Source organism: Natronorubrum tibetense GA33 (assembly GCF_000383975.1).
Lineage (GTDB): Archaea > Halobacteriota > Halobacteria > Halobacteriales > Natrialbaceae > Natronorubrum > Natronorubrum tibetense.
The window spans coordinates 105,919-127,882 of sequence record NZ_KB913019.1 but is presented as its reverse complement, the minus strand read 5'-3'; the positions used below and the strand labels follow the sequence as shown (position 1 = coordinate 127,882).

Genomic DNA, 21,964 nt, shown 5'->3' with positions numbered 1-21,964 from the left:
TTCGAATAGATGGGCGATATACAACACTTGATTCTAATTGAGTTGATTATTTCAGAATAACAGTTGTGGAATGATGAGACCGTCAGAAAGATTAATGTAGTCGGACTGCAAACCCCTGCGAAAGGATGGCAAACGAGACAGCGTTGTCGGACGATCGAACCGAGATAGAACGCCTCGACAAGGAGTACGTGTTCGGAACGTGGTCGTTCCAGAGCGAGGTCGACCCGACCGAGGTCGTCGGCGGCGAGGGCGTCAGATTCACGGACGCCGCGGGAAGCGAGTATATCGACTTTTCGGGCCAACTCATGTGTTCGAACCTCGGACACTCCGCCGACGCGGTCGCCGATGCGATCGCCGAACAGGCCCGGGAAGGAGCGTACTTCGCGCCCGGCTTCGCGACGGAGGCCCGCGCCCGCCTCGGCGAAAAACTCGCGGAGGTGACGCCGGGGAACCTCTCGAAGACGTTCTTCTCGACCAGCGGTACCGAAGCCGTCGAGGCCGCAATCAAGATCGCCCGCATGTACACCGGGAAACAAAAGATCATCTCGCGGTACCGTTCCTACCACGGCGCTACCGCGGGTTCGATCAGCGTCACCGGCGACCCGCGACGACTGATGGCAGAACCCGGCGTCCCGGGGACGATCAAAGCCCCCGATCCCTACGCCTACGGCTCCACCCTCGAGCCGATGGAGAGCCTCGAGTACATCGACGAGATGCTGATGCTCGAGGGCGATACGGTTGCGGGAATCCTCGTCGAACCGGTCGTCGGCTCGAACGGAATCCTCGTTCCGCCCGAAGAGTACCTCCCTCGGCTCAAGGAGATCGCTCACGACCACGGCGCACTCTTGATCTGTGACGAAGTGATGGCCGGCTTCGGCCGCACGGGCGAGTGGTTCGGCAGCGATGTCTTCGGCGTCACGCCAGATATTATGACGATGGCAAAGGGACTCTCGGGTGCCTACGCACCACTCGGTGCGACAATAGTGACCGACGAGATCGCCGACCACTTCGAGGACGAGATGTTCTGTCACGGCCACACCTACGCGGGACATCCCGTCGCCTGTGCCGCCGGGCTCGCCGCCGTCGAGACCTATCAGGAGGAGAACCTCATCGAACACGCGAGCGAGGTCGGCGACTACCTCGGCGACCGCCTCGAGGAACTCGCCGAAGATCATCCCAGCGTCGGACAGACGCGGGGTGTCGGTCTCTTCCGCGGGATCGAACTGACGAAAGACCCCGACGAGCGCGTCCCGTTCGGGGAACGCGAGGACAAGATCTCGACGGGATCGACGGTCGTCGACGAGGTCGCCGCAGCCGCCTCCGACGACGGCGTCTACGTTGCCAACATGATCAACACGCTCATCATCGCGCCACCGCTGCCCATCACGGAGGACGACATCGACGAGGCCGTCGCGGTTCTCGACGACGCGCTCGAAGTGTCCGACGCAGCAATGGATCGGTGAACCTCCCACGGATATGGGACCGACGGCGCTGTGACGGCTCCTGACGCTGCGATCAACGCGGCGTATTGAACCCAAGGAGTTCGTCGCGAAGTATCGAGCCTTATTACTACGGAGACTCGTAGCAAACAGTATGAAACCAACAAAATCGCTTCCGGATCTGGACGAAAACGATCTCGAGATCATCAGAGAACTCGAGCAAAACGACGAGAAGAACCTCGAGGAGCTCGCGGCTGAACTCGATCTCTCGAAGTCGACGATCCACTACCGACTGAATCGGCTCAAGGAGAACGGCGTGATAACCGACATCTCCGCCGATATCAATCCCCAGTCGCTGGGGCTCGCGATGGTCGTTATCACCGAAGTGAACGTCTCGCACGAGCGCGGCTACGCCGACGAGATCGGTGACGGATTGGTCAATGTCGAGGGCGTACAGCAGGTCTACTACACCATGGGAGACGTCGACTTCGTCGTCATCTCCCGCGTCCAAAACCACGATCAGATGAACGAGGTCGTCGACGATATCGTCGCCATCGACGGCGTCAACGAAACGTCGTCCCGATTCGTCATGCGCGAACTCAAGAACGAAAACAGGATACTGGAGAACATGTCCGACGAGATGATCGGCAACGTCCTCGAGACCGAGTAAGCGATCCGCACGCGCCGCGAGCACTCCGCGCGTGAGAACTCTCGCCTAACGGTTGCCTTTTTCTACCCTGCCTGTGATGGATCGAGTATGACAGACACGCTGTTTCTCACCAGCGACGAAGTCGACGGACTCGCAACGCCGGCCGAATACGTCGACGTCGTCCGAGAGGGCTACCGCCAACGAGGAGAGGGTGCCCCGGCCCTGCCGCGACAGACGTTCCGCAACGAGAACCCGGACGGAAAGCTCACGAACTACTCGACGATCCTCCCCGAGACGGGTGCGATGGGTGGCTACATGTACACGTCGGGCTTTAGCGGACCCAACGCCTGGTTCGTGACGCCGCTGTTCGACGCCGAAAGCGGCGAACCCATCGCGCTGATCGACGGTGCGAGCATGAATCCGTTCAAGACGGGCGCCGCCGGTGCGGTCGCCGTCGACGCGCTCTCGCGGGATGACGCGAGCACCCTCGCCGTCATCGGTAGTGGCGCACAGGCCCGCGGCCAACTCCACGCGACGACGACCGTCCGCGACTTCGAGTCGGTCCGCGTCTTCTCACCGACGCCGGAGAATCGAGAGACATTCGCCGCGGAGTTCGACGACCACCTCGACGCGTCCGTCGAGGCCGTCGACTCGAGCGAGGCCGCCGTAACCGGTGCCGACGTCGTCATTACGGCGACGAAGGCGGCCGATCCGGTCTTCGACGGCGACGACCTCGAGCCCGGGACGCACGTGACGGCGATGGGTCAGTACACCCCCGGCCGCCGCGAACTCGACACGACGACCATCGAGCGCGCGACGTACGTCCCCGACCTCCGCGACCGCGTGACACAGGACGCGGGATCGTTCCTCGCGGCGCTCGAAGAGGGCGTCGTCGACGAGGATCACGTCCACGCGGAACTCGGTGAAGTCGTCGCAGGGACCGCTCCCGGTCGAACGGGCGACGGCGAAATCACGGTGTTCGACAGCGGCGGAACGGGGATCGAGACGGTCGCCGCCGGCTACATGCTCTACGAGAAGGCTCTCGAGGAGGGGCTGGGAACCGAACTTCCGATCGCCCCCGCCAGCGAGGCGCTGACCGGCCGGCTCCCGTCGGAATAACCGCGCGCAGTATCCAGACCAGTACGGTTCGATTTTCTAACCGAAGAACGCGAACGATCCATCAGTCGTCGACGTTCGTCATCATCCCCCGATAGACCCTTCAGGCCGGTTCTTCGCGAGGTCCGCGAAGATGTACTGCTTGACCGCCTGCTGTTCGACCGCCGCTTCGGTGACGAAGTCCGCGTCGCCGCTGTGGGAGATGGACGAAGTGATCGTCGTCCCGTACCCGGTCAGCACGGCGACGGCACCGATCCCGCGCCCTATCTGTCCCGCACCGACCACTGCGACGGTCTCGATGTCGTCGATATTCACGACCATATCCGCACGATTTTCGGGGCACTTCATACGGGTGTGCGAAGGCGTGGACGCCCTCTCGTCGACCAGTCGAACGGGTGGACGACGACCGCTCCGACGGCCGAACCGCCACAGAAGGGCGGGGCGATTCGTTCTATCCCCGGAATTTACGTCGTAGCGATACCTAACTGCGAGCGATGACGACAACCAATATCCGAGAGATCACCACCGAGTCCGGCCGGCGCGAACTGTTCCCGCTCGTTACGGAACTGCGCGATCACCTCGATCTCGAGACGTATCTCGAGCTGTTCGAGGAGATGCGCGAGGAGGGGTACCGACTGTTCGCGCGCTACGACGGCGACGAAGCGGTCGCGGCCGCCGGCGTGAAGATCGCGACGAACTTCTACCTCGGCCGGCACGTCTACGTCTACGACCTCGTGACGGCTGAGGGCGAGCGGTCGAAGGGACACGGCGAACGACTCCTCTCGTTCGTTCACGACTGGGCCGCCGAGCGCGACTGCGACGCGGTCGAACTCGAGTCGGGCCAGTGGCGCGAGGACGCCCATCGGTTTTATACGGAGCGGATGGGCTACGAGGAGTACTGCACCTCGTTCGTCTATCACCTGTCGGAGGGCTCTCTTTGAGCCAAAAGAGGGAGGAAACGGTCCAGCGTCGCAGTGACCGCCAGTCCGGACCAGCGGTGAAGTAGGGAAAATCAACGACGATCAGTTCTCGTACGTCGACGACCGAACGCTCGAGTCGGGAAACCGAACTGACGCGTCTCAGTCGACGATATCGGCGAAGCGTCGCAACTGCTCGCGCTGATCGGCCGCGGTGAACCGGGTGACGAACGTTTCCACGCCGGCGTCGGCGTACCGCTCGAGGTGGTCCGCGACGACCGACGGCGGGCCGAACGCTCCCCGCTTCCGAATGTCGTCGTCGCTCAGCGCACCCCAGGAGGGGTAGTATCGATCGAGGAAGTCGCGAGCCTGGTCGATCGCCTCCGCTTCGGTTTCCGCGATCACCACGTCGTGATAGTAGGCCGCGTCGAAGCCCGCTGGGTCGCGACCGGCGTCGTCGACGATTTCGCGCGCCCGGTCAAGTCCGCCCTCGTACATTTCGGGGGACATGCCGATCGGGAGCCAGCCGCCGCCACGAGTGGCGATGCGGTCCCGTATCTGTCGCGGGAAGCCGTCCCGCGGATCGAACGTCGCCGAGGCGATGTAGATGGGCGGCGGGCTCCCGCACGGACGGATGCCGATATCGGCGTCGCCCAGTTCGAAGAACTCGTCGTCGACCGTGACGGGCTCGTCGCTCCAGAGCCCCTCGAGGATCTCGAGCCCGTCGTCGAGCAACGCGCCCCGACGCTCGTAGGGAACGTCGAGCTGGTCGTGTTCGGCCTCGACACCGTCACCGACACCGACTCCGACGCCGAGAGCGAGCCGGCCGCCACTGACCAGATCGACGGTCGCCGTCTGATGGGCGACGTGAACCGGGTGTCGAAGCTGGGGCAGATAGACCGCAGTGCCGAGGGTGACCGATTCCGTCGCCCCGGCGACCGCGGCGAGGGTTGATAACGGTTCGAGGCGCGGTTTCGCCAGCACGCTGTCTCCGGCCCACACGCCGTCGAACCCCAGTGATTCGGCCCGGCGAGCGAGCCCGATTACCTCCGATTGCACGCGAGCGGCCTGCTCGAGGGAGTCATCGGCGGAGAGAACGACACCGCGAGTCGGCAGTACGTAGCCGTGGGATACCATACCACATCGTTTCGACCGAGCGTCCTAACTGTTTGCGCTCGGCCTACACATCACCGCGATGCAAAATCATATAGAACACTTCGCCATGTGATAGCGTACCGATGGTACCTACGATCACGCGCATTGAGTCGGTCGAGTTCGGCTACGAGCTTCCCGACGTCGGTTACGCACCGAACGGGTTCAGCATCGTCTACGAACCCGGCACGACGACCGAACGGAAACTGTTCGCCCTCCGCGTACACACCGACGACGGAACGACCGGCGAGTACGTTGGCGGCAACTCGCCCGGTGCCGCACAACTCAACATGATCGCCGATTACCTCGTCGGCAAGAACCCGCTCGAGCGCGAGCGCCACTGGAGTGCGTTCAAGCGCGCCCTGCGGAAGTACGACTGGATGGGGATGGGACCGATCGACATCGCACTGTGGGACTTCGCCGGGAAGTACCGCGGTGCGCCGATTCACGAACTGCTCGGGAGCTATCGTAGCTCCTTCCCGGCCTACGCCTCGACCTACCAGGGCGACAGGAACGGCGGCCTCGACTCGCCCGACGCGTACGCCGACTTCGCCGAGGACTGTCTCGAGATGGGGTATCAGGGGTTCAAGATCCACGACTGGGGCGGCGACTGGACGGATCCCGACGAGACGGCCGCGGTCGTCCGCGAGGTCGGTCGGCGCGTCGGCGACGAGATGGATCTCATGCTCGACCCGGCCTGCAATCCGGCCACGTTCGCCGACGCGTTGAAGATCGGAAAGGCCTGCGACGACGCCGACTTCCTCTGGTACGAGGATCCCTACCGCGACGGCGGCGTCTCCCAGCACTCCCACCGAAAGCTCCGCGAGATGCTCGACACGCCGCTGCTCCAGACCGAACACGTACGCGGCCTCGAGGCCCACACCGATTTCGTCGCGACGGAATCGACCGACTTCGTGCGCGCGGATCCCGAGTACGACGGCGGCATCACCGGCGCGATGAAGATCGCCCACATGGCGGAAGGGTTCGGACTCGACGTGGAGTACCACGCGCCCGGTCCGGCACAGCGCCACTGTCTGGCGGCGACGCGCAACAGCAACTACTACGAAGTAGCGCTCGTCCACCCGATCTGTCCGAACACCCAGCCGCCGGTGTACGCGGACGACTACTCCGACATGCTGGATACCGTCGACGCGGACGGACACGTCCACGTCCCGGACGGGCCGGGACTCGGCGTCGAGTACGACTGGGACGAGATCGAAGCCAGAGAGATCGGGCGGCGAGTCTACGAGTGATGGAAAATGGCCGACGACATCCGATACGAGACCGACGGGGGAATCGCCGCGATTACGATCGACCGTCCCGAGGTACACAACGCCTTTCGACGGCAGACGATCCTCGAACTCAACGAGGCGCTGCGCGAGGCCGCCGGCGACGATGGCGTCTACGTCGTCGTCCTGACCGGCGCGGACGGCGGGTTCTGTGCGGGAGCCGACATCACGGAGATGCCGAACTGGCGCGAGGAGATGACCGAGGAGGAGTACGCGGGCTACCTCTGGTCGGTCCAGAACGTCGTTCGACAGCTCCGCCGAATGGAGAAGCCGTCGATCGCGGCGGTCGGCGGGCCCGCGGTCGGTGCGGGCTGTGACTTCGCGCTGGCCTGTGATCTGCGTATCGTCGGCCCGGACGCGATCCTCCGGGAGGGGTTCGTCCGCGTCGGCCTCGTCCCCGGCGACGGCGGCGGCTGGCTGTTACCGCGGCTTATCGGGGAGGCGAAAGCGAAGGAGTACCTCCTCACCGGCAAAGACATCACCGCCGAGGCCGCCGTCGACCTCGGTCTCGCGGTCGACAGCGCGGACGAACCCGTCGAACGCGCACGCGAACTGGCGGCCGAATTGCTCGAGCTACCCGCGCTGGCGGTTCGACGGACGAACCGGCTCGTCGATCCGGAGCAATCGTTCGAAGAGTACTGCGAACGGGCCATCGCGTACCAGTGGGAGTGCGTGACCGATCCCGAACACCGAGAGGCGATCAACGCCTTCAGCGAAAATCGAGATCCGGAATTCGATCGCGACTACTCGTGACGGAGGGGTCCACGAATCACGCAAGGTTCGGCAGTCCGTCCCGCTTGAGCACGGCCGCGATCTGATTCTTTTGTATCTCGTCGGTGCCGGCCGCGAGCCGGCGTCCTCGAGCCAGCCGGTAAAGGTACTCGAGGGGGTGGCCCTGCTGATAGCCGTTCGCGCCGTGGATCTGGAGGGCTTCGCTGACCACGTGCTCGACCATCTCGCTCGCGCGGAGTTTGGCCATCGACGCGTCGAGACGGGCGGGAATGCGTCCCTGCTCGTGTGCGCGGGCCGCCGTCCGATGGGTGAGCGCCCGCGAGGCCTCAAGTTCGGTCACCGCGTCCGCGAGTTTCCACTCGATGCCCTGGAACTCGCCGATCGATTGATCAAACTGCGTTCGCTGCTCGGCGTACTCGAGGGCCTTCTCCAGCGCACAGCTCGCGAGCGCGTTCGCCAGCGTGGCGCTTCCCACCCGCTCCCAGTTGAGCGCCCGGAGCTGGTTTTTGAATCCCTCGGGACCGCTCGTAACGACGTTTTCCTCCGGAACGACGACGTCCTCCATGACGAAGTGCGTCTGATGATGGCCGGCCATGTTGGCGTAGTGTTGTACGATCTCGACGCCGTCCCAGTCGAACTCGACGACGACCGAGCCGAGCCCGTCGGGAAACCGCGTCCAGACGAGCGCCGCACTCGAGTGCTCGACGTTGCTCACCCACGTTTTCTCGCCGTTGAGCACCAGATCGTCCCCGTCTTCCTCGATTCGCGTTCCCATTGCGCCCACGTCCGAGCCCGCTTCCGGCTCCGAAATGCCGATCGCGATGCTGTCTTCGGCGGCGAGAACCGGCGGCAGATATCGTTCCTTTGCGTCCTCGGTTCCGAACAACTCGATCGCTCGCGGCGCGACCAGTTGCTGATTGTAGAGGAACTCCGCGGTATCGGGACAGACACGGCCGACGGCCTCGATGGTGAGGATCGCATCCAGTTCAGTCATTCCGCCGCCGCCGTACTCCTCGGCGAAGTTGACGCCGAGAAATCCCCGGTCGGCCAACAGTTGCGCGTTCTCCCACGGCGGCTCACCGTCCCACTCGAACGCTCGGTCGGCGAACTCGCGCTCCGCGATGTCCGCGACTGACGAGACCAGTAACTCCTGCTCCGGGCTGAGCGATAGCATGTGTGTTGGTATCGTAGCTACTGGCATCAATGTACTGTAACCGGATCTCCGGCCGTGGCTAAGCGGTTCAGATGGCGAAATCGCCTCGAAGTGGCCCCAAAGGCAATTCTTATGTGCGAATTACGCCATTCGTACGGTAGTCCAACACAGCTATGAGCAAGGTCACGTCCATGCACGACGCCATCAGCACCGGCGTCTCCGACGGCGATAGTATCTATCTCGCAGGGTTTACGCACCTCATCCCGTTCGCCGCGGGACACGAGATCATCAGACAAGAAAAACGCGACCTCGAGTTGATCCGAGCCACGCCGGATCTGATCTATGATCAGCTGATCGCCGCCGGCTGTGCGCGGAAGGCGACGTTTTCGTGGGCGGGGAACCCGGGCGTCGGCAGCCTGCCGGCGTTTCGCCGCGCGGCCGAGGACGGAATCCCGACCGAACTGGAACTCGAGGAGTACACCCACTTCGGACTGATCGCCGCGCTCGACGCCGGAGCGTCGAACCTGCCGTTCGCCCCGCTTCGCGGGTTCATCGGTTCGGATCTGCCCGAACACAACGACAACATCGCTCGCGTCGAGAGTCCGTTCGACGACGACTACGTCTACGCCGTCGCGCCGATCCAACCGGACGTGGCGGTCATCCGCGCCCAACGCGCCGACGACGCGGGGAACGCTCACCTCTGGGGGATCCAGGGCGAAGTGAAAATCGCGGGGCTGGCCGCCGACACGGTAATCCTCTCGGTTGAGGAACGCTGTTCCGAGGAGACGATCCGCAGCGATCCGAACCGGACCGTCATTACGAGCGACGACGTCGATCACGTCGTCCACGACCCCTACGGCTCCCATCCGTCGTACGCCCAGGGCTACTACGGTCGGGACAACGAGGCCTACATCGAGTGGGCCGAGATCGCGAGCGACGTCGACCGCGTCGAGGAGTGGCTCGACGAGTGGGTCTACGGCGTCGAAAACCGCCGAGAGTACGTCGAGAAACTCGGCGCCGAGCGACTGCTCGACCTGCAACCGGAGCACTCGTACGCGACGCCCATCGATATGGGGGCGTACCGATGACCGGCCCTCGCTCGAGCGGGCGCGAGGATAGCGGAACAGATCGGTCGACCGAATCTGCGGAGGTAATCCAATGAACTACACGAAGAGCGAACTGATGGTGGTAGCGGCCGCGAGAGAACTCGAGAACGACGACTCGGTGCTCGTCGGAATCGGCAAGCCGAACCTGGCGTGTAACGTCGCCAAGCGAACGCACGCTCCGGATCTGAAGATGGTCTACGAGTCGGGGACGATCGGATCGAATCCGTCCTCGCCGCCGCTTTCGATCGGCGATCCGGTGCTCGCGTCGGGAGCCGTCTCGATCGAACCGATGCGCAACGGGTTCAACTACTACCTTCAGGCCGGTCGCCTCGACGTGGGCTTTCTCGGCGGCGCACAAATTGATAAGTACGGCAACATCAACTCGACGGTCATCGGCGACTACGACGATCCGACGGTTCGGCTGCCGGGCAGCGGCGGAGCCTGCGAGATCGCGGGCCACGTCGATCGAACGCTGATGGTCACGCCCCACTCGGAGCGACGGTTCCCCGAAGAAGTCGATTTCATCACGAGCCCCGGCTTCGTCGACGGGCGCGAGGGTCGGGAAGTACTCGGACTCGACGGCGGTCCGGAAGCGGTCATCACCGACCTCGCCGTCTGCCGGTTCGACGAGCGCGGGGAGATGTACGTCGACTCGCTTCACCCGAACGCCTCGCGGGAAGAGGTGCGCGCCGAGACCGGCTGGGAGATCGAGTTCGCCGACGATCTCGGGACGACGCCGGAGCCGTACGAGGAGGAGCTACGCCTGATCCGCGAGGATCTCGACCCGGACGAGATGTACACCGACCAGGCCGAGTGAGAACTCCTCGAGCGCATCGTTTACGCTAGGGGTGTAGCATGATTTTGATCCCTTCTCGCCGCCGGGTCGCGTCGAAGGCGCGCTCGTACTCGGCGAGCGGAAACGACGGACCGAGTGCCGGTGAGAGGTCGGTGTTCTCCGCGATCGCAATCGCCCGTCGCCAGCTCGAGTCCCGCCGGCCGTAGACCGTCGTGATTGAGACCCCCCGCCGAACGAGTCGGGTGAGATCGACGGGAACCGTCTCCGAGCCGTGGAAGATGCCGATCTGGATGATTTCGCCGTCGCGACGCGTCGCCGACGACGCGAGCGATACCGCGTCGGGGTGGCCGGAGGCCTCGACGAAGACGTCGACCTCCTCGTCGAGTTCCGCCTCGCCGTTCTCGGCCACAACCGTGCGCGTCGCACCGAGCTCGCGCGCGAGCGGCAGTCGATCCTCGCGGTCGTCCGCCGTCCCGATAACCGTGACCGAACTCGCTCCGCCGGCGACCGCCGCGACGAGCGCGCCGATCCCGACCGATCCGGGGCCGGCGATCGCGACGCTATCGCCGGGTTCGAAATCGGAGCGTTCGATGCCGTGGACGGCCAGTCCGAGCAACTCGAGAAAGACGCCCTCGTCGGCACTCAGGGAGCCGATAGGATAGAGCGTCTCCTCCGGTACCACAGCGTACTCCGCGAGTGCGCCCTCGAGGTCCGGATGGAGTCCGACGATTCGCCGATCGGGACAGATACCGAACGAGCCCGAGCGACAGAGCCGACAACGGCCACAGCCGAGGACCGGCTCCACCGCGACGCGGGTCCCTTCCTCGAACCCCTCGACATCCGGACCGGTCGCGTCGATCGTACCGGCGAACTCGTGGCCGAACAGCTGCGGGAGCTGGTCGGCGTAGTGGCGTTTGCTCTCGTGCCAGTCGTAGATCAGCGCCTCCGCACCGCCGTCGATGCCGACCGACTCGACGCGAATTCGGACCTCGCCGGGCCCCGGTTCGGGGACCGGAACGGACTCGAGTGCCATTCCCGGTTCGGGTCGCGTCTTCAGTAGCACAGTCATTCGATCCGCTGTGTTCGACGTCACATCTGCGGTGACGCGAGGAGAGATCATATACTTCGGGTCAGAGTCGGTGGACTCGTCGCCCGCTCACAGGCTGGTGACGACAGTGTAAACCACACTGAAGAGTGCGAACCAGAAGAGTGAGCGAAAGAAGAGCTTGCTATAGGTGGCTTTGATCGGCATCAGCTCGTGAAACTGGGCTTCAGCTTCGAGCAGCGATTCGATCAGGCCTTGGTTCTCGTTGCTCATGCGGAAGATTCCACGTTCGGTTACGCCTCGAGGGTTTCGATAAGTTCGACGATGTATCCTTCCGGGTCGGTGACGAACGCGATCTGAATCCCCTTCTCTTCGATGGTCCGTGGCTCGTCGACGACCTCGCTTTCGTACCGTTCGACGACCGTCTCGATCGTTTCGGCCATATCGGTGACTTCGACGGCAAGGTGGTCGATACCGGCCGGCTCGGGGTTTCGCTCGGTGTCGTCGTGTTTGAACTGGATCTCCGCATCGCTCTCCCCGGCGACGTAGGTGTTGGTCACGCCGTCGAGGTCGAACTCGCGCGTCTGCTCGAGTCCGAGTCCGTCGCAGTAAAACGCCAGCTGTGCATCGATGTCGTCGACCCAGATGGCCGTGTGTAGGACGTCCATGATATCTCCCATCAAGGCCCGATACAAAAGCATATCGTCAGCGACGCCAGTTTCGCGACCGTACGATTCAGCAACGGCTGCGTTGCGACCCACACAACGACCACCGCTGGAAATTGAACTGTCTTTCAGGAGAGATCCTATACCTTTACACTGTCTTCGGTCTCACTACCGCTATGAAGGTCAACGAAGCAATCATCGATTGTCTGACTGAGAACGATGTCGACACGCTGTTTGGCATTCCGGGCAAACAGTCGCTCCCGCTAAACGAGAGTATCAGCGAACGCGACGATATTCAGTTCGTCATGGCTCGCCACGAAACCGCCGTCTCGCATCAGGCGTGGGGGTACGCGGAGACCAGCGGCGGAATGGCCGCCACAGTGGTCATCCCCGGACCGGGCGATATGAACGCGATGAACGGGCTGAAAAACGCACTGAACGACTGCACGCCGCTCCTGCACATCGCCGTCGAGACCGAACCGGAGATTCGCGGCGGAGACGGAATCCACGAGACGCCGCCGGACACCTACGACAACGTCGTCAAGGAGAACATCACCGTCGAGACGCCACAGAGCACCGTCGCCGAACTGCAGACGGCGATCGACGCCGCACAGACGGCCCCGAAAGGCCCCGTCCGGATCGGCATCCCGAAAAACTTCCTCAAGATGGATGTCCCGCTCGCCGAACGGGGCGAGGTCGAACGTCAGTCGTTCAGCGGCGTTCCCGACGCGAAGGTCGACGCTGCGGCGGACCTCCTCGCGGAAGCCTCGAGTCCGGTCATCATCGCCGGTGGCGGAACGAGAGCGGCCGACGCGAGCGACGAATTGAGAGCGGTCGCCGAACGCCTTGAAGCGCCGGTCGTGCTCACGTATAAGGGGAAAGCGGTCTTTCCCGACGAGCACGAACTCATGGGCGGGGTGCTGTGCGGTGGGACGGGAACCGCCGTGAAGGAACTTATCGCCGACTCGGACGCAGCGCTCGGCGTGGGGACGGACTTCGACGCGGTTACCATGCAGAACTGGTCGATCGAAGTCCCGGACGAACTGGTCCACGTGACGCTCGGCGCCGACGACATCGGAACCGGCTACGAGCCAGCGGTCGGAATCGTCGCCGACGCCGCCAGAACGCTCGACGAACTCGACGGCGCGCTTTCGGAACGATCGATTTCCGGCGCAAACGGGGCGGAGCGCGCGCAGGCGACCAGAGACGCGATCGACGAGCGTCTCGAGGAGTTACGAGCGGTGTCGGACGCGCCGCTTACGTCGGTCAAGGCGCTGGACGCGATCCGTGAAGGAACGCCCCGCGATGCGGTCGTCGCCGTCGACGCGGGCGGGTTTCGACTGTGGACGCTCGTGATGTTCCCGACGTACGAGCCCCGGGATTACGTCAATCCGGGCTCGTGGGCGACGATGGGGTCGGGAGTTCCCTCCGCGATCGGGGCGAAGGTCGCCAACCCGGAGCAGGACGTCGTGGCGCTCACCGGGGACGGGGGACTCCTGATGTGTCTTCACGAACTACACACGCTGGCCGACGAGGAGATCGACGTCACCGTCGTCGTCCTCAACAACAGCGACTACGCCATCATCAGCGAGGAAGCCGGGCGGAGCTACCGGATGGACGAGGGCGAGTACGGCTGGGAAGAGAATCCGGTCTCGTACACGACCGTCGCCGACGGACTCGGAATCGACGTCGAACGGGCGGAGACGCCGGACGAAATCGAAGCGACCGTCGCCGATGCCATCGCGAGCGACGGTCCGACGCTCGTCGAGATTCCGACTGACCCCTACGAGCCGCAGTCCGGCGTCTGGATGAACGAGTAAGAGAACAGTGTGACATCCTCCCCGGCGTGAACAGAGAGGGAGCTTTGCTCCCTCGAGCAGTCGGGCTACGCCCGACGACGCCGGGGCTTTCCGTACCGTCGGTGGGATCTGTGCTGGTTTACTCGCGTCGGGAGACGCTCTCCTCGTACGTTTCGCGGATTCGTTCGCCGGTTTCGATGAGCGTCGTCATGTCTTTTCCCGCGATTTGGAAGTCGAACCCTCGTTCGACGCGGTCCTCGACGTCGGCTTCGCGAACTGTGAGCGTGCCGACGGGCGTCCCAGCGCTCGCTCCGGCTTCGATAGTGCGCGCCATCGCGTCAGTGAGTTCGGGTCCGTCCCACTCGGCGAAGACGCCGAGCGACGCCGAGAGGTCGGCGGGTCCGACGAAGAGCGCGTCGATCCCGTCTACCGCCGCGATGTCGCTGGCGTGTTCGACGCCGGTGGGCGTTTCGATCTGTGCGATCGTGAGCAACGATCGGTGCTCCTCCGCGACGTAGTCGACGAAATTCTGGCCGTAGCCGGCCGCCCGACCCGACGCGATTCCGCGATCACCGTCGGGCGGATACCGCGTCGCCCGGACGAGTTCGGTGGCAGCGTCCGGCGTGTCGACCATCGGAACCATAATCCCGTCGACCCCGATGTCGAGGATCCGTTTGATTCGGACCGGGTCGTTCCAGGCGGGGCGGACGATTACCCCGAGTTCTCCGGGCGACGCAGCGGCCGCACGGGCGAGTTCGGCGACGGTCTCGAGACTCATCGTGGTGTGTTCCGTGTCGATGAGAACGAAGTCGAATCCCGCTCTCGCGGCCGCTTCGACTATGGCCGGGTGGCCAATCGAAACCCACGTCCCGAGAACGTTGCCGTCGGTAAATCGAGACACGAAGCGCTCTCCGTCCGCGTCAGTTGTCATCGTGCCCTCGATTTCGATGCGAGTAGCAAAAGCCTGTGGGTTGGAGTGACACGCGCGGTTTCAGGGACGGCTCTTCCCGACGGCGGCAGACATCGAGAGGTGTGGGGGCCGTTCCGTGTGCATATGTGTGTTAACTCATTCCAAAGAACTTTCTCCGACGGTGATATCGAAGGTAGTATGAAGCCGTTAGACGACCTTACCGTCGTTGATTTGACACAATCGATAGCGGGCCCGGTCTGCACGCAGTTGCTCGCAGAGATGGGGGCGACCGTTCTGAAGGTCGAACCGCCGTCGGGGGACTCGTTTCGGAACCTGATGAACGGAAATATGTTCACCCCGTTCAACCACGGCAAGCAGAGCCTGTGTGTCGATATGAAAACCGACGGAGGGCTCTCGATCGTCACGGAACTCGTCGACGAAGCCGACGTGATCGTGGAGAGCTTTCGGCCCGGCGTCTTAGAGAAGTACGATCTCGACTACGAGTCGGTCACGACGAGAAACGAGGACGTCATCTACTGTTCGTTGTCGGGCTTCGGCCGAACCGGCCCGTATCAGTCGTATCCCGGCTACGATCCCTGCATTCAGGCCGTCTCGGGGCTCATGGCGACCACCGGTTACAGCGATCGGCCGCCGGTCCGAATCCGGGCGAGCCTCATCGACTGCGGGACGGGTGCGAACGCCGCGTTCGCGATTCTCGCCGCCGTGCGCCACCGCGACCGCGGGGGGGACGGGACTCACATCGACATCTCGCTGTTCGACGTCGCGATCTCCTGGATGTCCTACTGGATCACGAACTACGACCAGTCGGGATCGCTCCCCGAACGCGCAGGCGGCAAGGGAATCGGCAGCGCGCCGAACGGGGTCTTCCCGACGGCCGATGGACACATCTACGTCGCGGCGCTCTCGGAGGCGATGTACGAGCGGCTCTGTACGGTTCTCGACCGAGGCGATCTGCTCGAGGAGGACCGGTTCCAGACGATCGACGACCGCATGGACCACCGGGAAGCGCTCCGGGACGAACTCATTCCGGAGTTCACGGAATTCACGTCCGCGGAGCTCGAGCGAAAACTACTCGATGCGGGGGTCCCGGCGGGGGCCGTCCAGACGGTCCGAGATCTCGTGGAGAACGACGAGCACGTCGAGGCTCGGTCGATGATCGTCGACAGCTACAATCCGGAGGTCGACGAACAGGTCCTGGCAGCATCACTTCCGTTCCGCTTCAGTTCGAACATTCACGACGGGCAGTTCTCCTCGCGACCGCCGAAGAAGGGCGAACACACCGATCACATTCTCGAGGCCCTGTCGTACTCCGACGACGAAATCGAGCGGTTTCACGAACGCGACGCGGTCTTCTCAAGTTCGTAGCATCTCACCGACTCCCCGACCGTTAGTTCTCGGGGATCCGAAACGCCAGGAGAATCATGCCGGCGGCGAACACGGCCAGAGCAATAAACATCTCGTCGAAAAATCCTCGATCGGCCGCGGCACCGAACAGCACCGGACTGGTCGCACCGATCGTGAAGCCGACGGATCGAAGGATTCCGAACCCCGTCCCGCGGATTTCCTCGGGGAGAGAGTGGAGCAACGACGGTTCGACGACCGTCGCGAAGCCGAGCAGGGTGCTCACGAGAGCGGTGACCACGATAAGGATCCAGAGGGCGTCGACGTACGGGAGCGCGACGAGGCCGATCGTCGGTCCGCTCGCGACGATCGTGAGCGAGCGGCGGATGCCGAATCGATCGTACGCGCCGCCTGCAAGTGGTTTGATAAGAATGCCGAGTGCAAAGAAGATCCCGAAGAGAAAGCTGGCGACCGTCGTCGAGAGTCCCTTTATTTCGACCAGGTACGTCGGATAGAAGCTCGTAAACGCCTGCCAGACGAAGAGTCCGAGGATCAACACCGCCGTCGCGTACACGACCGACGGCTGGCGGAACACCGACGTGAGAACGTGAAAATCGTCGCGGCTAAACCCGGAGTCGCCGTCCGAAGCGCTCGACGAACGGGGCGGAACGACGGCCCAAAGGGCGACGGCTGCGAGCAGGAACAACGGAATCGCGAAACCGAATCCGAGCTGCCACAGAAACGTCGCCGCGATCACGCTGCCGACCGGCGGCAGAAGCGACTGTCCGGCGTCCTGCGAGGCGGCCGTCACGCCGTTCGCAGCGCCGAGGCGGTCCGTGTACAGTCGCGGCAGGACGGTGTATCGCCCGACCGCGTACAGCGCCGTTCCGAACCCGAACAGCGCCGTAGCGGCGAAGAGAACAATCGAGGAGTTGGCGGTGACAACGAGCGTCAACGTTACCGCGGAGATCACCGCGCTCGCCGTGAGCGTGAACCGCTCTCCGAACCGGTCCGCGAGCACCCCGCCCGGAAACTGGCCCAGCGCGTAGGCGAGGAACAACACCGTTAGCAGGAGGCCGGCGGTCGTCAGGTCGAGCCCGTAAGCGGTCCTGAGATAGGGCAGCATTACGGGATAGATCATCCGAACGCCGATGGAGAGAAACCAACCGGCGGCGACTGCGGTGAGTATCCTCCCGCGGCCGCCGCTCCAGAGGTCGGCCACTCCGTTCCTGAGGTCGGAGAGGCTCTCGAAAGGGTTGTTTCCCACAGGAGAGTGGTACTCTGGTACTAATGATAAATATTCTGCTACGGCTGAACGAGGTGCGGCGAGATCCGAGCTACGTCGAACCAATACGAACGAAACCGGACTGAGTGTCTTCCCGATTCCAAGCGGCCGCACGAATGGTGACGGACAACTGACGACACACCCACCCGGTTGCGCGTCGACCGCCGCGGGAGAATCTTCTACACTGTCCCCTGTACCACTACTCCGTGCGAAGATTGATACGACGACTACACCTCCGGGGGAGTATGACTGGCAAACTCGAGCGACTCGGCGTTCAGGAATCCGTCGAAGCCATCTTTCCGCCGTCGGAACTCGCGGCATTCCTCTCCGACCTCCCGGTCGACGTCTCCGTAGTCGACGAGGCGGGAATCGCCGACTGTGACGCGGTCGTCACGCGAAACCACTTCGACGCGCTGTTCGAGGTCGACTGGATCCACTCGACGCAGGCGGGCGTCGATCGATTCCCGCTCGAGGCGCTCGCCGAGGAGGGCGTCGCACTCACCAACAGCACCGGAATCCACGGGCGAACGGTCGGCGAAACCGTCGCGGGCTACCTGCTCGCGTTCGCTCGTCGGCTCCACGACCAGATCGCGAGCGCGACGGAGCGGCGCTGGGAGCGACCGGCGTGGGACGAGGCGTTCACGCTGCCGGGTACCACCGCCTGCGTCGTCGGCACGGGGACGCTCGGCCGCGGCGTCGCCGACGTCCTCGGCTCGCTCGGCGTCGAAACGGTTGGCGTCCGGCGGTCCGACGACCCCCTCCCCGAGTTCGACGAGATGTACGCCATCGAAGCCCTCCACGAACCCATCGCAACGGCCGACTTCGTTATCGTCACCGTGCCGTTGACCGAGGCCACCCGCGGCCTGTTCGCCGCCTCGGAGTTCGACGCCATGCGATCGGACGCGTACTTCGTCAACGTCGCCCGCGGCGCAGTCGTCGACGAACGAGCGTTGATCGACGCCCTCGAGGCCGGCGACCTTGCGGGCGCAGCACTCGACGTGTTCGAGACCGAGCCATTACCCGAGACGTCCCCGCTGTGGGAGCTGGACGAGGTCATCGTCACCCCGCACGCGGCGGCATACACCCGCGATTACGTCCGCGACGTGGGCGGTATCGTCCGCGAGAACGTCGAACGGAGCAGACGGGGCGAAGACCTCACCAACCGGGTCGTCTGAGTCCGAGAGCGGTCGACGAGTCCCGAGGCTGGGCGTCCGGCACGGGGGAAACTGTTTAGCCAGCATGGGGGAAATACCGGTCATGGACTTCGAGCTGTCCGACGAACAGCGGCTGATCCGATCACAGGTACGCGATCTCTGCGACGAGTTCGGCGACGAGTACTGGCGCGAGAAAGACCTGAAACACGAGTATCCGACCGCGTTCTTCGAGGCGTTCGCCGATGGCGGCTGGTGCGGAATTACGATCCCCGAGTCCTACGGCGGGCAGGGTTACGGCGTTCAGGAGGCGTCACTGGTCCAGCAGGAGATCGCCCGATCGGGTGCCGGAATGGCGGGCACGTCGATCACCGCCCACCACACATTCAGCACCGAACCGCTCGTCGCGTTCGCCGACGAGGAGCACAAGGAACGCTACCTGCCGGATATCGCCGACGGGTCGGTACAGGTCTGTACGGGCGTGACCGAACCGAACGCCGGGACGGACACCTCTCGAATCGAGACGGTCGCCGAGCGCGAGGGCGACGAGTACGTGATCAACGGACAGAAAATCTGGACCTCGAAGGCCCAGGAGGCGGACGTGATCATGCTGCTTACTCGGACCGAACCTCGAGCGGAATCCGACCGCTTCGGCGGGCTCACGCTCTTTTTCACCGAGTTTAGCCGGGACATGGACGGCGTCGAAGTCTCTGAAATCCCGAAAGCGGGACGGGGTGCATCGGACTCGAACGAGGTCTGGTTCAACGACGTTCGCATCCCCGCCGCCGACCGGATCGGTGAGGAGGGGAGCGGGTTCCGGTATCTCCTTCGGTTCGCCAACACCGAACGGATCGCGATCGCCTCGAACGCGGTCGGCGTCGGGCAAGCCGCGATCGAAAAAGCAGCCGCGTACGCCGGGGAGCGAGTCGTCTTCGGCAACCCCATCGGCTCGTATCAAGCGGTCCAGCATCCGCTCGCGGATTCGTGGGCGAAGCTCGAGCAGGACGAACTCATGATCCGGAAAGCGGCGTGGCTCTACGACACCGACCGCGACTGTGGGGCTGAGGCAAACGCCGTCAAACTCCGGGCCAGCGAGGATTCGCTCGAAGCCTGCGAACGCGCGATCCGCGCACACGGCGGGATGGGCTACGCGAGCGAGTACGACGTCGAGCGCTACTGGCGCGAGACGATGATCAACGTCATCGCACCGATATCGAACGAGATGGTCAAAAACTACATCGCCGAACACGTCCTCGGGCTCCCGAAATCCTACTGAGGCCGTGGCGCTCGGTCGTCGCCGAGAACGGTGTCGTTTGCCGGAAAATTCACACTGATTGGGGCCCGTTGTGAGTAGCCGTTCATGACCGCGTCGATGCGTGAGGAACGATGAGATGGCAGTACAAATACACGGTACTCACGCTGTGTACACTCGCGTTCTTTGCGACGATGGTCGCACGCCTCGCGATCAGCCCCGTCGTGCCCGCCATCACCGACGATTTTCAGATCGGAAACACCGTCATCGGGATCGCACTGACCGGGATGTGGTTGTCCTACGCGATCATGCAGTTTCCGAGTGGGATTCTCGCCGATCGGTACGGAGAGCGATCGATTATTCTGGTGTCGATAGGAGGTACGACCGTGATGAGCCTGCTGCTGGCACTCTCCCCGGTTTACGCCGTGTTCGTGCTCTCCATGGTCGTGCTCGGCGCAGTCGCCGGACTCCACTACAGCGCAGCGACGACGCTTCTCGATCGGACGTACGATAATCTGGGGTTCGCAATCGGCGTCCACACGATCGGCTCGTCGGCGGCGGGACTGGTTGCTCCGATCGCCGCGGCCTGGATCAGCATCCAGTACGGCTGGCGGCCGGCCGTCGCGTTCGGAGCGATCGTCGCCGCCCCGATATTCGCGCTGTTCGTCTGGCGAATTCACCCCGTCGAACCCCATCGGCCCAAGCAACCGCTCCGACAGCGGTTTCAATTCGAGGAGGTCACGAACATCCTCAGCAAGCCGGAGATCGTGTTCACCGTCGCTATCGCGTCGGTCGGCGCGTTCGTCTGGCAAGGGACGGCATCGTTCCTCCCGACGTTCCTCGTCGAGCATCGCGGTCAGTCGGCGACGCTCGCCGGCATCGTCTTCTCCGCGTACTTCGTCATCCAGTCGATCGTCAAGCCCGGCATCGGTGCGATTTCGGACCGCTTCGGTCGCGACGTGACGACCTTCGGTTGCATGGTCACCAGTGCAGCGGGGTTAGGGCTGTTCGTCGCGGTCCCCGGGGTCCTCGGTGTCGCCGGCGGCCTCATACTGATCGGTAACGGATTGAGCTGGGCCGTCGCCGTGGAGCCGCGGTTCATGGACAACATGACCGACGAAGAGCGAGGCGCCGGCTTCGGACTCGTCCGGACGGTGTACCTCATCGTCGGCTCCTTTGGCTCCGTCGCAGTCGGGCTGTTTGCGGACGTTTTCGGCTGGGCGGCGTCGTTCGGGATGCTCATGGCCCTCTTGCTCCTCGTCGCCGTCGCGCTGGCCGTCAACTGGCTCCTGGATCTCGGTTACTGACGTCCTCGGCCAGCGGTACGCACAGGTGTTCGCCGAATTGCTCGAGTTCGGTGGAGCGGATTAGGTTCCTCCCTGGTCGATACCGCACGCGGCGAGTCGATTTGCGAGAGCGAGGACAGCACAGAATACGTGAACGAATACTACGCCTGACGGGGCTCTCCAGTGTTAGCGCTCGGGTGTCGAGATCATCGGCCGACCACGACATCGTCACCTCACTGCTCGAGCGGCTGTGATGGTTCGATAGCGTCGAGCCACTCGAGGAACGTATCGAGGATTCGGACCCGGAGGTCGATGAGTTCCTGTCGGTACCCGACTCGCTCTCGGTCGTCGACTTCCGACTCGTGAGCGGCGTCGATCGTCCGCAGTTCCTCACGAGCGGTCTTCAGTTGATCTTTCAGGGCCCGAATTTCCGCCTGTTGGCCGTCGATCGAGAGATGGTGGAGAAAGCCCAGTTTCATCATCAGGTGGGCCCGGAAAGAGGGGTGAGAGACGTCTTCGATCGGCTTCGTGAGCAACGATTGTAGGTGGTTACGACCTTCGTCGGTGATTTTGTACGTCGCGGCTTGTGTGGTGCTATCGGTCGTTTTGACGTACCCGTCGTCGTTGAGCTGGTTGACCGTCGGAACGAGTATTCCGGTGCTCGCACCCCAGTAGCGACCGAAATTGTGGCGAAGTTTCTCGTGGACAGTTTTGACTGTTGCACGCTCTTTCTCGGCCAAGATACCGAGGATGGCAAGACTCGCAAGCTCCCGTTGTTCCATACCGGACCTACCGGGCCCATCATCTTAAAGCTAAACTCGAGGGTCGGTCGAAAATCGACTCGAGACACTCGACGACTG

General features: G+C 63.6%; 22 protein-coding genes. 13 read left to right on the top strand and 9 right to left on the bottom strand.

Annotated features, from left to right (window positions below; all coding sequences use genetic code 11):
- Positions 1-125: 125 nt before the first annotated feature.
- The 3 genes from NATTI_RS0122545 to NATTI_RS0122535 all read left to right on the top strand — a co-directional run bounded on the left by NATTI_RS0122545 (position 126) and on the right by NATTI_RS0122535 (position 3,207).
- Complete coding sequence (locus NATTI_RS0122545) at positions 126-1,463, top strand: aminotransferase family protein (RefSeq protein ID WP_006091244.1); 1,338 nt, start codon at positions 126-128, stop codon at positions 1,461-1,463.
- Positions 1,464-1,593: 130 nt separating this feature from the next.
- A complete protein-coding gene (locus tag NATTI_RS0122540) occupies positions 1,594-2,109 on the top strand; it encodes an Lrp/AsnC family transcriptional regulator (RefSeq protein WP_006091242.1) in 516 nt (171 codons plus the stop codon).
- 87 nt (positions 2,110-2,196) lie between these two features.
- Positions 2,197-3,207, top strand: coding sequence for an ornithine cyclodeaminase family protein (locus tag NATTI_RS0122535; protein ID WP_006091240.1), 1,011 nt, complete (start codon positions 2,197-2,199; stop codon positions 3,205-3,207).
- An 81-nt stretch (positions 3,208-3,288) separates the two neighbouring features.
- Here NATTI_RS0122535 and NATTI_RS0122530 read toward each other — a convergent pair whose 3' ends face one another.
- Complete coding sequence (locus NATTI_RS0122530) at positions 3,289-3,525, bottom strand: 3-hydroxyacyl-CoA dehydrogenase NAD-binding domain-containing protein (protein ID WP_006091238.1); 237 nt, start codon at positions 3,523-3,525, stop codon at positions 3,289-3,291.
- Positions 3,526-3,698: 173 nt separating this feature from the next.
- Between NATTI_RS0122530 and NATTI_RS0122525 the strand changes: the two genes are divergently transcribed.
- Positions 3,699-4,145 carry a GNAT family N-acetyltransferase gene (locus NATTI_RS0122525; RefSeq protein WP_006091236.1) on the top strand — a complete coding sequence of 149 codons (447 nt, stop codon included), beginning with the start codon at positions 3,699-3,701 and terminating at the stop codon, positions 4,143-4,145.
- Positions 4,146-4,283: 138 nt separating this feature from the next.
- Here NATTI_RS0122525 and NATTI_RS0122520 read toward each other — a convergent pair whose 3' ends face one another.
- A complete protein-coding gene (locus NATTI_RS0122520) occupies positions 4,284-5,258 on the bottom strand; it encodes an LLM class flavin-dependent oxidoreductase (protein ID WP_006091234.1) in 975 nt (324 codons plus the stop codon).
- 101 nt (positions 5,259-5,359) lie between these two features.
- On the opposite strand from NATTI_RS0122520, the gene NATTI_RS0122515 reads away from it, so the two are divergent.
- Together NATTI_RS0122515 and NATTI_RS0122510 are read left to right on the top strand one after the other, a co-directional pair.
- Positions 5,360-6,526 (top strand): enolase C-terminal domain-like protein, encoded by a 1,167-nt coding sequence (locus tag NATTI_RS0122515; protein ID WP_006091233.1) that lies wholly within the window; start codon positions 5,360-5,362, stop codon positions 6,524-6,526.
- 6 nt (positions 6,527-6,532) lie between these two features.
- A complete protein-coding gene (locus tag NATTI_RS0122510; protein ID WP_006091232.1) occupies positions 6,533-7,315 on the top strand; it encodes an enoyl-CoA hydratase/isomerase family protein in 783 nt (260 codons plus the stop codon).
- 16 nt (positions 7,316-7,331) lie between these two features.
- On the opposite strand, the gene NATTI_RS0122505 is transcribed toward NATTI_RS0122510, so the two are convergent.
- Positions 7,332-8,468, bottom strand: a complete 1,137-nt coding sequence (locus NATTI_RS0122505; RefSeq protein ID WP_006091231.1) for an acyl-CoA dehydrogenase family protein — start codon at positions 8,466-8,468, stop codon at positions 7,332-7,334.
- 152 nt (positions 8,469-8,620) lie between these two features.
- Between NATTI_RS0122505 and NATTI_RS0122500 the strand changes: the two genes are divergently transcribed.
- Both NATTI_RS0122500 and NATTI_RS0122495 read left to right on the top strand, forming a co-directional pair.
- Entirely contained in the window at positions 8,621-9,535 is a 915-nt protein-coding gene (locus NATTI_RS0122500; protein ID WP_006091229.1) for a CoA transferase subunit A, read from the top strand.
- 70 nt (positions 9,536-9,605) lie between these two features.
- Entirely contained in the window at positions 9,606-10,370 is a 765-nt protein-coding gene (locus tag NATTI_RS0122495) for a CoA-transferase subunit beta (protein WP_006091228.1), read from the top strand.
- A gap of 25 nt (positions 10,371-10,395) precedes the next feature.
- Here the strand turns inward: NATTI_RS0122495 and NATTI_RS0122490 are convergent, their stop codons facing one another.
- From NATTI_RS0122490 to NATTI_RS0122480, 3 genes are all read right to left on the bottom strand, one after another.
- Positions 10,396-11,442 carry a zinc-dependent alcohol dehydrogenase gene (locus tag NATTI_RS0122490; RefSeq protein WP_241434366.1) on the bottom strand — a complete coding sequence of 349 codons (1,047 nt, stop codon included), beginning with the start codon at positions 11,440-11,442 and terminating at the stop codon, positions 10,396-10,398.
- A 63-nt stretch (positions 11,443-11,505) separates the two neighbouring features.
- The gene (locus tag NATTI_RS26685; protein ID WP_006091224.1) at positions 11,506-11,667 is read right to left on the bottom strand and encodes a hypothetical protein; all 162 of its coding nucleotides are present in this window, start codon (positions 11,665-11,667) and stop codon (positions 11,506-11,508) included.
- Positions 11,668-11,687: 20 nt separating this feature from the next.
- Positions 11,688-12,062, bottom strand: a complete 375-nt coding sequence (locus tag NATTI_RS0122480) for a VOC family protein (protein ID WP_019992180.1) — start codon at positions 12,060-12,062, stop codon at positions 11,688-11,690.
- A 173-nt stretch (positions 12,063-12,235) separates the two neighbouring features.
- Between NATTI_RS0122480 and NATTI_RS0122475 the strand changes: the two genes are divergently transcribed.
- Positions 12,236-13,879: a thiamine pyrophosphate-binding protein gene (locus NATTI_RS0122475; RefSeq protein WP_006091221.1), complete on the top strand. Its 1,644-nt coding sequence runs from the start codon at positions 12,236-12,238 to the stop codon at positions 13,877-13,879.
- Positions 13,880-13,997: 118 nt separating this feature from the next.
- Here NATTI_RS0122475 and NATTI_RS0122470 read toward each other — a convergent pair whose 3' ends face one another.
- Positions 13,998-14,789 carry an HpcH/HpaI aldolase family protein gene (locus NATTI_RS0122470; RefSeq protein WP_006091219.1) on the bottom strand — a complete coding sequence of 264 codons (792 nt, stop codon included), beginning with the start codon at positions 14,787-14,789 and terminating at the stop codon, positions 13,998-14,000.
- Positions 14,790-14,966: 177 nt separating this feature from the next.
- Here NATTI_RS0122470 and NATTI_RS0122465 point away from each other — a divergent pair, with 177 nt between their 5' ends.
- Positions 14,967-16,154 carry a CaiB/BaiF CoA transferase family protein gene (locus NATTI_RS0122465; RefSeq protein ID WP_006091217.1) on the top strand — a complete coding sequence of 396 codons (1,188 nt, stop codon included), beginning with the start codon at positions 14,967-14,969 and terminating at the stop codon, positions 16,152-16,154.
- A 22-nt stretch (positions 16,155-16,176) separates the two neighbouring features.
- On the opposite strand, the gene NATTI_RS0122460 is transcribed toward NATTI_RS0122465, so the two are convergent.
- A complete protein-coding gene (locus NATTI_RS0122460; protein WP_006091215.1) occupies positions 16,177-17,352 on the bottom strand; it encodes an MFS transporter in 1,176 nt (391 codons plus the stop codon).
- 308 nt (positions 17,353-17,660) lie between these two features.
- Here NATTI_RS0122460 and ddh point away from each other — a divergent pair, with 308 nt between their 5' ends.
- The 3 genes from ddh (at position 17,661) to NATTI_RS0122445 (ending at position 21,125) form a co-directional block, all read left to right on the top strand.
- Entirely contained in the window at positions 17,661-18,590 is a 930-nt protein-coding gene (ddh, locus tag NATTI_RS0122455; RefSeq protein WP_006091213.1) for a D-2-hydroxyacid dehydrogenase, read from the top strand.
- Positions 18,591-18,672: 82 nt separating this feature from the next.
- Positions 18,673-19,842 carry an acyl-CoA dehydrogenase family protein gene (locus tag NATTI_RS0122450; protein ID WP_019992178.1) on the top strand — a complete coding sequence of 390 codons (1,170 nt, stop codon included), beginning with the start codon at positions 18,673-18,675 and terminating at the stop codon, positions 19,840-19,842.
- Positions 19,843-19,952: 110 nt separating this feature from the next.
- Positions 19,953-21,125, top strand: a complete 1,173-nt coding sequence (locus NATTI_RS0122445; RefSeq protein ID WP_006091209.1) for an MFS transporter — start codon at positions 19,953-19,955, stop codon at positions 21,123-21,125.
- Between the two features lie 212 nt (positions 21,126-21,337).
- Here the strand turns inward: NATTI_RS0122445 and NATTI_RS0122440 are convergent, their stop codons facing one another.
- On the bottom strand, positions 21,338-21,886 hold the full coding sequence (locus NATTI_RS0122440) for a PadR family transcriptional regulator (protein WP_006091207.1): 549 nt from the start codon (positions 21,884-21,886) through the stop codon (positions 21,338-21,340).
- Between the last annotated feature and the right edge of the window lie 78 nt (positions 21,887-21,964).